The organism is Paraglaciecola hydrolytica, assembly GCF_001565895.1.
In the GTDB taxonomy this organism is placed as follows: domain Bacteria; phylum Pseudomonadota; class Gammaproteobacteria; order Enterobacterales; family Alteromonadaceae; genus Paraglaciecola; species Paraglaciecola hydrolytica.
The window spans coordinates 233,045-250,049 of sequence record NZ_LSNE01000006.1 but is presented as its reverse complement, the minus strand read 5'-3'; the positions used below and the strand labels follow the sequence as shown (position 1 = coordinate 250,049).

Genomic DNA, 17,005 nt, shown 5'->3' with positions numbered 1-17,005 from the left:
AGCTGACAAATGAGCTGGCAAATCAAGTTTTTATTTTGAGGTGAGATTTTAATGCCAATCGTTAAAGTTAGAGAGAACGAACCTTTTGATGTTGCGTTACGTCGTTTTAAACGTTCATGTGAAAAAGCAGGAGTTCTTTCTGAAGTTCGTCGTCGTGAATTTTTTGAAAAACCTACGTGGGAACGTAAACGTAAAAAAGCAGCAGCTAAAAAGCGTTTATTGAAAAAGTTATCTCGCGAAAACGCACGCCGCATCAGATTATATTAATCTCACCGATGGCGCGTTAGAACTAACGCGTCTCGTGATATTTTATTTCTAGATCATTTTCAGATTTTCTTCGAGTCATATCATGTCTTTGTTAGATAATTTAAAAAATGCGCAAATAGAAGCTATGCGAGCCAAGGACAAAATTCGCCTTGGCACTATTCGTATGGCTCTAGCTGGTGTGAAACAAAGAGAAGTTGACGAGCGTATTGAGCTCAATGACAGCGACATTATCGCTTTGTTAACCAAAATGGTTAAACAAAGAAAAGATGCAGCCAGTCAATTTGAACAAGCCAAGCGTCAGGACTTAGTTGACATCGAACTAGCTGAAATTGAGGTATTGCAAGATTTCTTGCCTCAAGCCCTAAGCGACGAAGAGTTATCTATTTTAGTCGCTCAAGCAGTCACCGAAACCCAAGCAGCTGGTATGCAAGACATGAGTAAAGTCATGGCTTGGTTAAAACCAAAGGTACAAGGGCGAGTTGATATGGGCCTGTTAAGTGGGAAAATTAAAGCGACCTTAAACGCTTAATCTCCACAGTCAAATATTCATCGATAAACCGCAACAATAACTCAGCTTATTTTGCGGTTTATTTGTTTTTAGGCTTAGTCCTAGCATCTTGCTGTGGCATTATGTTCACCCCTTCGAATTAAAAAGAGTGGTTTAATGGCTGGCCGTATCCCGCGCGAATTTATTGACGATATGATCGCACGCAGCGACATTGTCGAAGTAATAGACAGCCGTGTGCGTTTAAAAAAAGCCGGTCGTAATTACCAAGCCTGCTGTCCCTTTCATAACGAAAAAAGTCCCTCTTTCACTGTTAGCCAAGATAAGCAGTTTTATCATTGTTTTGGTTGTGGCGCCCATGGCAACGTCATTTCATTCTTGATGGAATATGACCGCTTAGAATTCCCTGAAGCGATTGAAGAACTTGCAAATTATCATAGCATTGAGGTTCCACGCGAAGAGAATTCAGCCCCAGCTCCCACTGCTCAGCAAAAACAACAGATTCAAGACGATTACGAGTTAATGGAAAAAGCCGCCAAGTTTTTTGCGCAACAACTCAAAATCCATGGTGAAAAAGACAAAGCGGTTAACTACCTCAAAGGTCGTGGACTTAGCGGTGATATCGTTAAAGCTTTTGGTATTGGTTATGCCCCATCCGAATGGGACGGCATGTTACGTGCTTTTGGTACTAATCCGCAGGCACAACAACAATTATTAGATCTAAAACTCATTACCGAAAACGACAATCGTCGACGTTTTGACTTCTTCCGTGATCGCATTATGTTTCCGATCCGAGATAAACGTGGTCGGGTGGTCGGTTTTGGTGGGCGAGTATTAGAAGACGGCGGTCCGAAATATCTCAACTCACCTGAAACTCGCATTTTTCATAAAGGCCATGAACTCTATGGTTTTTATCAGGCTAAACAGGCACACCGCAATCTAGCTAGAGTAATGATAGTTGAAGGTTATATGGACGTGGTTGCCCTTGCCCAATTTGGCATTGACTATGCTGTGGCATCACTGGGTACAGCAACTACAGCTGAACATATTCAGATGTTATTTCGTGCCACCAATGAAATTATCTGTTGTTATGATGGAGACAGGGCCGGTCGTGAAGCTGCTTGGCGCGCCCTTGAAAATGCACTGCCCTATCTTAAGGATGGGGTTGAAATGAAGTTTTTGTTTTTACCCGACGGTGAAGATCCCGACACACTAGTACGCCAGATAGGCAAAGACGCTTTTGAAGCCAAACTGCAAAACGAGTCAATGCCACTTTCACGTTTCTTTTTTGAAAATTTATTGCAGCGCCATCATGTTAGTAGTACAGAAGGCAAAGCCGCTTTAAAAGCTCAGGCTATGCCTTTGATTGAACAAATTGTGGGTGACAATCAGCGCGCTATTTTGACTTCTGATCTTAGTGCACACATGGGCGAACATCATCGCCACAAGCTAGAGCGTGACATAGCCAAAGCTAATTCCCATGGTAATGTTAAAAAAGTGGATATGTCTACACTCAATAAAAGTACCATGTCGCCTGTGCGTATGATGCTTAGATTGTTATTGGATAGTCCAGCTTTAGCCAAGCAATGTGCATCAGCTGATCCCGCTTTTTTAGCCGAAACCAATATCGCCGGCATCAGTCTGCTTAATGAAGTCTTTGCCTTCTGCAAAAATCACCCACAGGCTAATACAGCTCAGGTTCTAGAAGAATTTCGCCATCATCCACAAAGCAGTCATTTAGCTAAACTACTCAATACTGATTTTGCCGAACAATACCCGGTTAAAGTATTTCAAGATAGTTTTACTAGGCTGCTAGATTGGCACTTAAAGAGCCGAATGAGCGAACTAATGTCAATATCTAGGCTAAGAAATTTAACCAGTGAAGAAAAACAAGAGTTCAATCTACTTGTAAAAGAACAAAAGTAACCCAACATATAGCGATAGAGAGGCGAAGTCTGCTATACTGGCTAATTCGCTAACGCCCTCGAGCAAATCAGCTAATTACTGGCGCCAAGTCAATTTCCACTTTTGATTTTGGTGCGTTTTCAACCAATTCAAAAAGTGTAAGGTATATGGTGCAAAGCAAGCAGTCGCAGATAAAACTCCTCATTGCTAAAGGTAAAGAACAAGGCTATTTGACTTTTGCGGAGGTTAACGATCACCTTCCTCAAGACATAGTCGATTCGGACCAGATTGAAGACATCATTCGCATGATCAATGACATGGGTATTAAGGTCTTTGAATCAGCCCCTGATGCCGATGAATTATTGATGCAAGAAAGTGATACCGATGAGGAAGTTGCGGAAGCAGCTGCTCAGGCTTTGGCCACGGTTGAAAGCGAAATAGGTCGCACAACTGATCCAGTGCGTATGTATATGCGCGAAATGGGTACGGTTGAACTTTTGACCCGCGAAGGTGAAATTGTCATCGCCAAACGCATCGAAGAAGGCATCAATCAGGTTCAGTGTTCTGTTGCAGAATACCCTGAAGCAATCACTTATTTACTCGACCAATGGGATATGTTTGAGGCCGAAGAGATTCGTCTTAGCGATATCATTATTGGTTTTGTTGATCCAAACGAGCAAGACATCGCACCAACAGCCACTCATATTGGTTCTGAATTATCCGAAAAAGAATTGGATGACGAAGATGATGATGGTGATGACGATGAAGATTCGGATGCCGATGATGAAGAAGATACCGGCCCCGATCCTGAGCTAGCTCGTGAGAAATTCACAGCCTTACGTCATCAGTATGAAAAAACTCGAGATGTCATCGCTAAAAAAGGCCGTTCGCATAAAGATGCTCGTGCCGAGATTTTCGACCTGAGTGAAATTTTTAAAGAATTTAGATTAACGCCTAAACAATTTGATCGCATGGTTAAAAACATGCGTGGCATGATGGATCGCGTTCGTGTGCAAGAACGCATAGTGATGAAACACTGTGTGATGAACGCAAAAATGCCGAAAAAAGACTTTATCAAAGCGTTTTCTGGCAATGAAACCAGCACCGAGTGGTTGTTCAAAATTTTGAATTCAACTCTGCCTTACGCAGAAGATATGAAAGTTCATCAAGAAGAATTAGAGCGTAGTATCAGTAAAATGAACCAAGTCGAAGATGAAACTGGTTTATGTATTGCTGATATCAAAGATATTAACCGTCGCATGTCGATTGGTGAAGCCAAAGCTCGTCGCGCTAAAAAAGAAATGGTTGAAGCCAACTTACGTTTGGTTATCTCTATTGCTAAAAAATACACCAACCGTGGTTTGCAATTCTTGGATTTGATCCAAGAAGGCAACATCGGTTTGATGAAAGCAGTAGATAAGTTTGAATACCGTCGTGGTTATAAGTTTTCTACTTATGCTACGTGGTGGATACGTCAAGCAATTACCCGTTCAATTGCTGACCAAGCCCGTACTATCCGTATTCCTGTACACATGATTGAAACGATTAACAAACTTAACCGTATCAGTCGTCAAATGTTACAGGAAATGGGACGCGAACCCACTCCTGAAGAATTATCAGAACGCATGATGATGCCGGAAGATAAAATCCGTAAAGTGTTGAAAATCGCCAAAGAGCCAATCTCAATGGAAACGCCCATAGGTGATGATGAAGATTCACATTTAGGTGACTTTATCGAAGACAGTACGATTATTCAGCCGCTGGATTCTGCTACAGGTGGCAGTTTGAAAGATGCGACTCAAGAAGTATTAGCTGGTTTGACAGCTCGTGAAGCCAAAGTACTTCGTATGCGTTTTGGTATCGATATGAACACCGACCATACCCTAGAAGAAGTTGGCAAACAGTTTGATGTTACTCGTGAGCGTATTCGTCAGATTGAAGCTAAAGCCTTACGTAAGTTGCGTCATCCAAGTCGTTCAGAACAGCTGAAAAGCTTCTTAGACGATTAAGTCAATGCCCATACAAAAAGCCCCGCAAATGCGGGGCTTTTTTTACACAATTTTTGCCTATGAATTTATTTAATGAAGTTGGTATTAGACATTGATGAACTGCCCTAATTAGCGCAGTCCATCACTTATCATTCGTATTGGTATAACTTACATGTCACCTTTTTTATAAACGATTGTAGCTTCAAGTTTTTCAATTTTATCCGCTAATTCATTTGGTGAACGAGTATTTTTAGCCAATAAATAATAGGCGGTTGGCACGATGTACAAGGTCATAAACGCTGACAGTAATACACCGGCAAATATAACCATACCGATAACGGTACGACTTTCGGCGCCTGCGCCTGTGGCCAATACCAAAGGCAACGCACTAAACACCGTGGTAAACCCCGTCATCACTATGGGCCTTAAACGTTGGGTCGCAGCACGTCGTAAAGCTTCTTCAAACTCAAGACCCGCATCACGTAACTGATTCGCAAACTCAACAATCAATATGCCATTTTTAGCCGCTAAACCAATTAACATCACCAAGCCAATCTGACTGTAAATATTCATGGTCATGCCAGCAAAGTATAAACCGATCAAGGCCCCCACCAGTGCCATTGGTACGGTCAACATAATGACCAAGGGATGGATCCAACTTTCGAACTGCGCAGCCAGCACTAAATAGGTAATAGCTAGAGCTAAAGCAAAGATAAATAAGATCGAGCTACCAGACTCTTGGTACATCTGGGATTCACCTTTGTAATCAATTGACACCTCACTTGGAAGTTCAGTGTCAACAAGGTGACGCAGATATTCCAAAGCCTCACCCACGGTGTAACCTTCTGCGAGGTTAGCGCTGATGGTAATGCTTCGCATACGGTTGTAACGATTTAAAGTTGACGACGTGGCACGTTCCTCAACCGTGACTAAATTATCCAGTGGGATCAGTTTATTAGTGGTTTTTGAACGCACATAAATGTTGTCGATACTTTGTGGACTGCGATAGTCCTCTTTTTTACCTTCCATGATGACATAATATTCTTGCCCTCTATCAAGGAAGGTTGAGACTCTGCGTTGACCCAACATGGTTTCCAGCGTACGACCAATATCGCTAAATGATACGCCAAGATCAGCAGCACGATCTTTATCAATATTAATCAATAACTGCGGCCAGGTTTCTTTGAAATCCGAATCTACACGCACTAGATTGGTATTTTCTCTGGCTTTATCGATCAATATATCCCGCCAACTAACCAGATCTTCGTAAGTATTACCTTTGAGTACAAACTGTACAGGTCGCCCAATACCACCGCCCGAAATTCCGCTGCGCATTATTGCAAAAGCCTGAATGTCCGGTATTTCAGACATCTCAGCACTGACTTTATCCATCACCGCAAAGGTAGATTGCTCAAAGTCACCTTTCATTGGCATGCCCACAATCCCTATACCAGCCGAGTTACCAAAGCCTGGGGTTCTGACCAACACTCGCTCTACTTCACCTGCATCCAAGTATTTCAGTAATATGGTTTCGACTTTTTTGACGTTGGCAGAATTAGACTCAAAACTAGCTCCCTCCGCACTTTGTATCTGAATAAAAAAGTTTCTTCGGTCTTCTTTTGGCACTAACTCACTGGGGATTAAATAAGCTAATTGGATCAGTGCGGCAATACTCATTGCCACCAATAACGCCATCCACCAAGATTGATGTAAGGTGGTGTTTAAACTATTAAAATAACGTTGCTCAATTTTTTTAAAATGAGTATCCACCCAGTGTGCAAAACCTGTAGAGGCTTCACGTTTTTTTAATAAGGTTGAACACATCATAGGTGAGAGTGTTAATGCAGTGACGCTGGAAAATGCCACAGCTGCAGCCATGGCCAGTGCAAATTCAGTAAACAGTCGGCCTATATTTCCTTCTAAAAAGACCAGAGGGACAAACACTGCGATCAACACCATAGTGGTGGCAATAACCGCAAAACCGACTTCACGGGCACCGCGATAAGCGGCCAATAGCGGAGGCTCACCCAATTCAATACGTCGAGTAATATTTTCTAGCACCACGATAGCATCATCTACCACCAGCCCTATCGCCAGTACTAAGGCTAACAAGGTCAATAAGTTGATCGAAAAACCCAATGCGTTCATCACGATAAATGCAGCCACCAAGGACACAGGTACAGTCACTGCCGGTATCAAGGTTGCGCGAACGTTACCGAGAAATACATAAATAACCAGTACTACCATCAACACAGCTACGGCAAGCGTTTCGTATACTTCGTTAATAGAGGCCTCGATAAATATCGACGAGTCATAACTGGGTACGATAAAAATGTTATCCGGTAAGGTATGTTCAATTTCTTCTATGGCTTTTTTGGCAGCACGCGCCACTTCTAACGTATTGGCTTTGGATTGTTTGGATATACCTAAACCAATCATATTCACACCACCACCACGAAATTCGGCTTCATCGTCTTCTGAACCTAATTCCACCTTAGCAATCTCGCCTAATTTCACCAGATAACCATCGGCACTGGCTTTAATGGTTAGATTGGCAAAATCTTCCGGTGTCAAAAAACTTCGCGCCACTCTTACTTCAAAATCACGATTGATGGATTCAACTTCGCCAGCAGGTAATTCAACGTTTTCTGAACGAATGACACTTTCAACATCAGCCACAGTGATCTGACGTGCAGCCATAGCATTACGATCAAGCCACACTTTAATCGCGTAATTACGCCCCCCCCCTAAACGAATATTAGCTACGCCGTCCACTACGGAGAGACGATCGACAATATAACGGTCGGCATAATCGGTCAGTTCCAGTACTGATAAGCTGTCGCTTCTGAGGTTGTACCACACCACTACGTCTTCATTTGATCCCGCTTTGGAAACCTCTGGAGGCTCTGCTTGATCCGGTAGATTATTTAAAGCACGGCTGACTCGTTCACGTACATCGTTGGATGCCGCGTCGATATTACGGGATAAATTAAATTCGATGCTAATGGAGGAGCGACCATTGCTACTACTAGAACTAATATTTTTGATCCCCTCAATCCCACTGATCCTATCTTCCAGTAATTGGGTAATTCGGGTTTCGATGATGGAAGCGGAAGCACCGGGATAATTAGTATTAATGGAAACAATGGGCGGATCGATGTCAGGGTATTCACGCAGTGACATCAAACTCACAGATACAATGCCAAATACCACCAATAATAAATTAACAACTGAGGCAAAAACCGGGCGTTTGACTGAAAGATCAGAAAGAAGCATGTCTTAGCCCTCTTTTTTAGCGGAATCGAGAATTCTAATTTTAGAACCATCTCGCAAACGCAAGGTTCCTTCTACCACGACTTGATCACCCACCTCTAGACCCGATATTATTTGCACAAAACCTGGACGTCTGCGACCCACTTCAACTTGCTGGCGTTTGGCCACACCATCAACAATCACAAATACAAACTGTTTATCTTCCACGGGTACTAAAGAATGTTCAGGAAGAACAAGGGTTTCTAACATCAGTTTTTGTAACTCGACCTGCATCAACATACCAGGGCGTAATTTTAATTGTTTATTATTGATGTTGGCTCGAATTGGAATAGAGCGAGTAATGGGATCCACACGTGAAGCAATACTCGCGATTTTGCCAGTAAAGACCTCATCAGGATATGCCACTGATGTAGCACTAATTTGCTGACCAATTGCTACTGAAGGCAAGTGGGCTTCTGAAATACTGAAATCAAGCTTCACAAGCGCAATATCATCCAAAGTAGTCACTAAATCACCCGGTTTGAGTAAGGCACCAACACTGATCTGACGGATGCCTAATACACCATCAAAAGGTGCCCGCAGCTGTAATTCGTCTAATTGTGAATTGACTACATCCATTTGTGCCTTAATCGCTTTAACTTTAGCTTGCTGCTCATCAAGCAACTGTTCAGATGCAGCACTTTCTTTCGCCAGATTAGTGATACGCTTTAGCTGGCGTTTGGCTTCCTGCAAATTTATATCTAGTTCATTAAAACGGGCTTTTTCTTCATTATCATTAAGTTGAATCAGTATCTGGCCCTGTTTGACCACATCTCCGTCATCAAAATTAATACTCTGCACGATATCTGTAGTTTGGGCGGTCAGTAACACGGATTCGTTGGCTTTCGCCGTGCCTAATGCCTCTACAGTAACGGGAAAGGCTTCTATTTTTATGGTATGCACAGTAACCGGAGTCAGTCCTTCAGACTTCATTTTTACTATTTGCTCTTTGGGTAAATATAAATAAATAACCAAAACAACAAACGCCACTGCAGCCAAAAATAATGGCGAGACTTTTAATCCTTTTAACATGTATAGACCTATAAAATTAGTAAAGAAAATTAACTGCAAGCAAATTGCTATTTCGCTGACATAAACAATTACTGCTGAAAAACAATACGTTAGCTGTAATAATGAGCCTTATTCAAATTTAGTGTACTTAATAAATTGCATAATAGATTAATGATTTTTGTACTTACCGGTATTGTACTGTTTAGCTGCAGTAAAATACGTGTAGCTGAACCCATGTGTCGGAGCAGCGAACTTTACACTCCAGCTCCTCCAGCAAACGCCGCCTGCATCATCAGGCTAGACAGTAAATTGCTGGCCGTGGCATCTGATAACTCTGGTTGGCAACTCCCTATTGGCAAATCACAAGCCAATCAATCAGCGCAATGTACAGCCCATCAAGCAGTGTGGCTTAACACTGGGCTGAATGTCGAAGTCGCAGAAAAATTAGGCGAGACCCGTGACCACGTGCAAATTTACCATTGCATACTTACCAGTGGTTTTGACAGCCAAATCCAAGATTTCCCTGTGCCAGAATGGGCCCAACATAAAATTGCAAAAATTGAAGGGGTTAATCCCTTTGAAACAAGTGCTAAACAATGGGTAGATAATGTTGATTTAATTGAAATTAGAGCACTATTTAATCAAATAAATTAGTTACTTATTTTTGCAGTGCAATGTTAGCCAATTAATATCTAGTTATCACCGCAGCTTATACCAAATATTAGTTAGTTTACCGCAACATAGCGTAAAAACAGATATACTGGTCAGAGTTGTTTGAACCATAAGAGAATTACTATGCCCCAATACCACGCCCCCTTAATTGATATGCAATTTTTGTTGCATGACTGGTTGAATATCAGCAAGCACTATCAAGCGCTTGGTCTGGAGGATTTTGACGCTGAACTGGTTAACGAAATTCTTAATCAAGGAGCTAAATTTGCCCAAGAAGCTATTGCCCCTCTTAATCGTGAAGGCGATGAACAAAGTTGTCATTTAGTCGATGGTAAAGTCACTACCCCCCACGGTTTTGCTAGTGCCTATCATGAATATATTGCTAATGGCTGGAACGCCATGTTGGGCAGTGCCGATTATGACGGCCAAGACTTACCCAATTCAATGGCCGTACCTGTGCATGAAATGCTTAACTCAGCCAATTTAAGCTGGCGCTTAGTCTGCATGTTAACCGAAAGCGCCGTATTAGCGGTGAATAAACATGGTGATGACAAGCTAAAACGTACCTATCTCGCGAAGTTAATCAGTGGTGAATGGACAGGTACCATGTGTTTAACTGAACCTCATGCAGGCACAGATTTAAGTCTATTAAGTAGCAAAGCTGAACCCAATACTGACGGTAGTTATAGCATCAGCGGCAGCAAAATTTTTATCTCCGGCGGCGATCAAGATTGGACAGATAATATTTGCCATCTCGTACTCGCCCGCTTGCCTGACGCTCCCGCTGGCGTAAAAGGAATAAGTTTATTTTTAGTTCCTAAAATTTTACCCAAAGCAGACGGCTCTCTTGGTGAAGCCAACGCTGTATCCGTTGGCAGTATCGAAAAGAAAATGGGCATTAAAGCCTGCCCTACCTGTGTGATGAATTTTGATGGTGCAAGGGGCTGGCTCGTGGGTGACGAAAATCGCGGTCTAGCTTGTATGTTTACAATGATGAATGAGGCGCGTTTTCAGGTTGGTCTGCAAGGTTTAGGTATAGCCGAAGCATCCTATCAAGGAGCCTTAAGTTATGCTCGTGAGCGTTTGCAATCCCGTGCGCCACAAGGTGTCGCTGAACCGGCTAAAAAAGCTGATAGCATCATGTTTCAACCCGATGTGCGTAAAATGTTACTCACACAAAAAGCGTTAACGGAAGGATGTCGTGCGCTTGCCTATTTATACGCACAGCAAATGGACATCGAAAAATATGGTGATACTGAACAGGCCCATGAAGCAGCTAAAGTCATCGCATTTTTAACGCCTATTTGTAAGGGGTTCATGACTGATATTGGTACCGATGTGAGTAGTTTAGGGATACAAATATTTGGTGGACACGGTTATATCCGTGAATGGGGCATGGAGCAACTTATGCGTGATAGTCGTATTGCTCAGCTCTATGAAGGCACTAACGGCATTCAAGCCGCGGACCTGATCTCGCGTAAATTAGCCCGTGACAATGGCTTGATGTTAGCAGCCACACATAAGATGCTAGAAAAGTTAGTTGCCGACATTCAACTTCCCGCAAGCTTAGAGTTTGCACAAAATATTTTGGATGATTGGTTTAGCACTTCTAAGTTGATAACTACTTTAGACCCATCTGATTTGGCAGGCGCTGCTTACGATTATATGCACTACAGTGCTTATTCAATCTTAGGCATATTGTGGCTTAGTATGGCTGATAGTGCGCAACACTCTAACTTTGCGAGTATTAAAAGCGGAAAAGCCAATACCTGTGCATTTTATCTAAAACGTTTATTACCACGCCGAGAAGGTTTTAAAGCTAATTTGTTTAGTGGTGCAGAGGATTTGTTAACACCAGCAGACAATGAGTTTGATTATCAATAGATAGTGAGATTCGAGCTACGAGCTAACATTAAAAAAGGCGGTTGATTTGCATCAACCGCCTTTTTCTAACTCATCAATTCACTGATTAAGCTTTACGACGAAATCCAGCAAAAGCAGTCAATGCCACTGCGAATAAACCAAGTGTTGCGGGAGCAGGAACAGCTCCAGTAACGTCTACGCCAGCAGGTAATTGTCCATCAATGTCAAAATCAATCGGACCTTGGCCATAAAAATCTTCCACTATCACATTAGCTAAATTAAAACTTGTTGAACCTTTAGCAATAGCAGTTAAATTGATCTTTGCTGCGATAAACTCGCTGCTAGTGAACAAGTCAAAATTTATAAAAGACAAGGCTATTCCATAACTTTGTTCGGTAACTTCAAAAATGAAATCTGATGCATCACCTAAATCACTTACCATCGAAACCAAATCGATACTAAATAAACTGGTATCAAACTCAAGTTGAAACTCAAAGGTATCGAAGGGATCAAAACCCGCCCCCAAAATACTTAGTTCGGTAGTTCCACCAACAGATACTGTTGGGTTACTGATATCTACATTGATTAAACCAGCATTGGCATTAAAACCAATAAAAAAAGCTAAAACTACGATTAATTTTTTCATGTTATTTCCTACAACTAATGTTTGATATTCAAAGTTAAACCGCACAACGAGCACGCGTACACAAGGTAGCCATTACACGTGAATCAAGGATATTAATTACACCGTCATTATTTAAATCAAAACTCATGTCGATGGGTAAACGTTGTTGGATGGCTAAAACTAATCCGCGCACATCATTACTGTCCACATCACCGTCACCATCCCAATCACCTTTGATAGTCTCTGCACTTAAGTCGATGGCAATCACCACAGGATCATGGTCTGACATGCGGTAGGCATCGGGCGCATAATAATCACCTTGTTGCTGTATGGATTTATCCTCAATGTTGTAATCAAGGGCAATGGGTTCATCTGCGTTGATATGCCACTCAACCGTATCAACCACTTTGTCTAACAAAAGATCATTGGCTAAGGCATGATCCAAATAGCCATATTCACCACCAAAGGCATAAGAATAAGCATCTGCACCTTGGAACAAATTAGCTAAGTCGGTATAACCCGCTTGTTTGATTTTTAAGATAGGATCTTCCTGAGCATAAGCATTTAAGTCACCAATGATTAATGTTGGTGTGTCTGCATATTCTTGCGCTAAGAAAGTCGTTAAAGCTTGTGCCGCCCGAGTCCGGGTTAGATTACAGCTTCCTTGACCCGTCGTTGTATCATCATCTCCTGCACCACAGGTAGACCCCTTGGATTTCAAGTGGTTAACACTCACCACGATTTCCTGTCCATTTTCTACTAATGCAAATTTTTGATTAAAAGCAGGCCTATTTTTGCTATCAACGAATAAGGGGCCTTGACCGTCACTAACAGAGTTGCTGCTATTGAGGATTTTGTAGCTACCTACTGTTGAAACCTTGCCAGGTTTATAAAGTAGTGCCACTTTAATCTCATCAGTACCAATAACCCCACCACCGTTAACAAAGGTATAGGTATTAGCACCTACTTCGGCATTTAATCTGTCAGTTAATTGTGCAATCGCACTATTAACACCAAAGCCATCATTCTCAATTTCCATTAAACCAACAATATCAGCATCCATGGCGGCTAAGGCTGCAACAGTTTTTGTCATCTGGCGTTCTAATTCAGCAGCATTAGTTGCACCACGAGCAGTTGGAAATCCACCACCTAATCCATCACCATTAAACAAGTTCAGTACGTTTAAACTGGCAATTGTAAGGTTACCCAAAGTTAAATCAGGCTCTGCCGTTCTTGGGTTACTAGCTACAAAGGTTGGAGATTCGGTTGGGAGCACGCGATACAAGTTAAAACTATAATCCATAATCCCTGTCAAACTGCTCACCGTATCACCACCTCGTAAGGTATTGGCGGCTGACAAGTTGCCTGTTGGATAAATAACAGGATCAGGATATGTACCATTCATAGCATCATCTAAAGTGATTTTACTTAAGGCATTTTGTGCCGCTAAGGCAATAGCTTCAGCGCTGCCAGCTACAAAGAGATTAGTAGGTACAAACAAACGTTGAGAAGCTAAGGCAACCTCACCATATTTACCCAATGAGTAGTTATCAGTAACCACCAATTCACTGCTCGAACTTACCAACATACCTTCCAAGCTTTCAGGTACTAAGGCATCAGCAAATGGTAAACTAAATGACGTTGCAACAACTACATCTGTACCGCAAGTTAAAGGCGCTTCAGTGACGTTTAATTGGGTCTTTTCATAGAACTCTTCAACTTTTCCGATCAACCTTACAACTGTGCCAACGGCTGGCAACGTTCCAGAGTAATAAACAAATAAACCCTCTGAAGTTTGACTATCTGCATCCATATCTGCCGCTTCTTCTTGTACAAAGAAACCACTTAGATTGGTAAAGGATGCACTAACAATGGCTTCAACAACGTGTGTCTCACCCACAACTGGAGACACTAAACCACTGCCTTGAATAGCACTGATTAAAGTTGCAGGATCCGCACACTGGCCTAATTCAACGACTTCACCGTCAGTATCACCGCCGCTGTTATGACTGCCTAATGAACTAAACACGTCCTTGCCCAATCCTTCCCACTCAAGGGCAGGATCAAAAACATCGTCAAAAATAGGGTCACCTACTTTTACTGCTGCTTTTCTGACTAGGGTGTTAGCCACTGTAGAGCTAGTGCCGCTGCCCCATTGTGTGCCAGGATCAAAACCGGCTTGTCCGAAGGAATCAATAGCCACACCATCTTTAAATAAGATGTAAGCATCATTGCCATTATGTGAGATTGTACCGCTGATTTGATCACTTACATCCAAAATTGCCGCTGCTGATTGATTATTGGCAATAACATAAGTGCCTTTTCCAGCAATCACCCCTGACAGGATAATATCCGCTACGTTGCTGCCACCATTAGCAGAGCGTGTTAATACATAATTACCTGCCGCCAAATCAATGGCAGCAACACCGGGGTTATACAACTCAATAGCTTTATTGTTGGAAGAGCCTTCTACATATTCAGAAATAAAAATTTCTGGAGTCAAAGCAAAGAATGTGGCTGTTGGGAAAGGCGTGGCGGCATTGGCATTATCACTTTCGTTATCTAATGCATTGATACCACTAAAGCTCCAGTTTGCTAATACAAAGGTAGAACCGTCTGGGCCAGTTTCGGCATTACGATAAGCCCAACCATCCAAATAATCCCAAGGTGTATCGCTGCCATCTACCCCCATCTCGCCAAAAACGTCAATCACCTCACCATCACAGTATAATTCCATGACATCATCACCATTAAAATTGGCAACACCATTAGTGTAGTCAGGTGCAAAGCCAAAAAATGCTGTGAACCCCGTTGTTTCAGACGCAACATAAATAAAACTGCCTGCACTAGCAGAACCCGCGGGGAAGGTAAAATCCTGCCCATTGCCCGGATTACCGTTTGTCGCCAACCCCAAGCCACACTGACTCAAGTCTGCAATATCGTCAGCTACATAGATTTCTACTGCTTTAGGAACACCGCCAGTTAAAGGTCCATCGATCATCCCACTCAATATCAACTGAGCACTGCCGTTGGTCTCACCACCACCAGTGTCACCACCGCCAGTATCGCCACCACCAGTGTCTCCGCCTCCCGTATCGCCACCACCTGCAGAATCACAAGAATCCGCTGGATATAAAGTAGAGACCCATGATGGATTATCAATGAAAGGATTACGGTTGCCCTGTAACTCATAAATTCTGTCGTTGCGACGTTGTTCAGAGGCATCCACGGCATCTGCGTTATGCCAGGCGATTAAGGTACACAACTTACCAAGATTAGGTTCAGATGAAGAGGTTATACGGTTGACTAAGACTAAGTCTTCAACGCTATCCGAACCTGCACCTTCATAACGAGTGTCCATATAAAACATCATACGTGCTACATCACCTTTGATGTCGTCGCGAGGTTCAAACGAGTCACCATCGATACTATTCAGCGGACTTTCAGATAGCGGCGAATCACTGTTATCAAAGTCTAAGTTATCACGTGAGCTATTAACACTGATGTCACTAGGACGTAAGTGATGAATATCTGAATAAGCGGTCTGACCTTCATTTGGAAAACCATGGCTTTTTGGCCATGAATGTTCACGATTCCAATTGTCAGGATTAGTCGATGCCGCGCCACTACCATTAGTAGATTTAGCTTGAGAACGAGCGGTATACCATAAAATCACATTGTCAGTATTGGCAGGATCTTCATCGGTATAAGTTAATGCAGTCCATACTTCGGCATAAGTAAGTTGTACTATGTCTTGTGAAATAACCGTATTAATTGCTGTCTTTATCGCTGCAGCACTGGAGTTAAAATCAATCTCAGTTTGGACGCGCGCATAATAATCAAGAGCACTAAAAGTACTGGCATCTTTGACTTTGAGCAGATCAGGGCAATTAGTACATACGCTGCCACTGATGGTATCTCCTGTATCACCACCAGTATCGCCGCCATCACCTCCAGCAGTAAAGCTTTGCCCAGTATTAACACTACCAAATGAACTGGTACTGCTGGCAGCCCAGCTAAAGTTTTCATACGCCGAGCCAGTACCGACTAATTGCAAAGAGGTTCCAATAGCCGTCGTGTCGTTGTTTTCAGCTACCATAATATCAACACTGGTCAGGCCTAATGCCGGCCCATCAGTTGCAGTTATTGTTCCTTCGTAACTCAAAAATTGAATGACATTTCCCGAGGCATCAATCAACGCTAAACCATCCGGATCGCCATTTTGCAGCCCATTTGAAGGAAAACTTATCGAGATTGTGCCAAATCCATCTTGCTGGTCAGCGACTATTCCCGATAGAGAGATGGTCGAACCGTAAGGTTTGTTACCGTTACCATTGTACAATACCAAGCTCATGCCCGATAAATCAGTACCCGCAGTCGCGGCAATCTCTATTGCTTCACCTACATCACCACCAATATTGTCGTAATGTATTTCGTTGATAAACACACTTGCTTGCGTCACAGGCACCATAAAAAGTGCCAGCAACGCTGGATATTTAAGTTTCATCGTTTCTCCTAACTAGTTTAGCCAGTTTTCTGGTTGTTGTTATTTAGCCTGCGATATTCTTGTACTTCTGTTACATCCAGATGAATGTAAGAAAACAAGCTACAGCTTTGGTCTAACTAAATTCAAATTACTTAGTGGAACTTTAATAATTCACCTCTAATTAAATAAAGTGACGGCTGATAATTGCACAACATTTAAACGCTTTCTACTTATTCAGACCAAATAGTCCATATTATTTTTTTGCATAAATTCCACGCACTAAATAGCGACAAAAAGTTCAAGCTAGGTGCACAGAAAGATCATTTTGGAGCAGAGAAACAGAGAGAGGTAATTAATTTAATCGGCGTTAT

General features: G+C 42.3%; 10 protein-coding genes. 6 read left to right on the top strand and 4 right to left on the bottom strand.

Annotated features, from left to right (window positions below; translation table 11 throughout):
* The first annotated feature begins 51 nt into the window (after positions 1–51).
* The 4 genes from rpsU to rpoD all read left to right on the top strand — a co-directional run bounded on the left by rpsU (position 52) and on the right by rpoD (position 4,686).
* Complete coding sequence (rpsU, locus tag AX660_RS13145) at positions 52–267, top strand: 30S ribosomal protein S21 (protein ID WP_006991319.1); 216 nt, start codon at positions 52–54, stop codon at positions 265–267.
* An 82-nt stretch (positions 268–349) separates the two neighbouring features.
* Positions 350–796, top strand: a complete 447-nt coding sequence (locus AX660_RS13140; protein WP_068377681.1) for a GatB/YqeY domain-containing protein — start codon at positions 350–352, stop codon at positions 794–796.
* A gap of 135 nt (positions 797–931) precedes the next feature.
* Positions 932–2,698: a DNA primase gene (gene dnaG / locus AX660_RS13135; RefSeq protein WP_068377680.1), complete on the top strand. Its 1,767-nt coding sequence runs from the start codon at positions 932–934 to the stop codon at positions 2,696–2,698.
* A gap of 92 nt (positions 2,699–2,790) precedes the next feature.
* Complete coding sequence (rpoD, locus tag AX660_RS13130; RefSeq protein WP_268801382.1) at positions 2,791–4,686, top strand: RNA polymerase sigma factor RpoD; 1,896 nt, start codon at positions 2,791–2,793, stop codon at positions 4,684–4,686.
* A gap of 147 nt (positions 4,687–4,833) precedes the next feature.
* On the opposite strand, the gene AX660_RS13125 is transcribed toward rpoD, so the two are convergent.
* Both AX660_RS13125 and AX660_RS13120 read right to left on the bottom strand, forming a co-directional pair.
* Positions 4,834–7,941 (bottom strand): efflux RND transporter permease subunit, encoded by a 3,108-nt coding sequence (locus AX660_RS13125; protein WP_068377679.1) that lies wholly within the window; start codon positions 7,939–7,941, stop codon positions 4,834–4,836.
* A 3-nt stretch (positions 7,942–7,944) separates the two neighbouring features.
* A complete protein-coding gene (locus tag AX660_RS13120) occupies positions 7,945–9,009 on the bottom strand; it encodes an efflux RND transporter periplasmic adaptor subunit (RefSeq protein WP_068377678.1) in 1,065 nt (354 codons plus the stop codon).
* A 150-nt stretch (positions 9,010–9,159) separates the two neighbouring features.
* Between AX660_RS13120 and AX660_RS23565 the strand changes: the two genes are divergently transcribed.
* Both AX660_RS23565 and AX660_RS13110 read left to right on the top strand, forming a co-directional pair.
* Positions 9,160–9,642 carry an NUDIX hydrolase gene (locus AX660_RS23565; RefSeq protein WP_235594740.1) on the top strand — a complete coding sequence of 161 codons (483 nt, stop codon included), beginning with the start codon at positions 9,160–9,162 and terminating at the stop codon, positions 9,640–9,642.
* A gap of 141 nt (positions 9,643–9,783) precedes the next feature.
* Positions 9,784–11,544 carry an acyl-CoA dehydrogenase family protein gene (locus AX660_RS13110; RefSeq protein WP_068377675.1) on the top strand — a complete coding sequence of 587 codons (1,761 nt, stop codon included), beginning with the start codon at positions 9,784–9,786 and terminating at the stop codon, positions 11,542–11,544.
* A gap of 85 nt (positions 11,545–11,629) precedes the next feature.
* Here AX660_RS13110 and AX660_RS13105 read toward each other — a convergent pair whose 3' ends face one another.
* Positions 11,630–12,169: a PEP-CTERM sorting domain-containing protein gene (locus AX660_RS13105; protein ID WP_068377673.1), complete on the bottom strand. Its 540-nt coding sequence runs from the start codon at positions 12,167–12,169 to the stop codon at positions 11,630–11,632.
* A gap of 34 nt (positions 12,170–12,203) precedes the next feature.
* A complete protein-coding gene (locus AX660_RS22845; protein WP_082768902.1) occupies positions 12,204–16,655 on the bottom strand; it encodes an ExeM/NucH family extracellular endonuclease in 4,452 nt (1,483 codons plus the stop codon).
* Between the last annotated feature and the right edge of the window lie 350 nt (positions 16,656–17,005).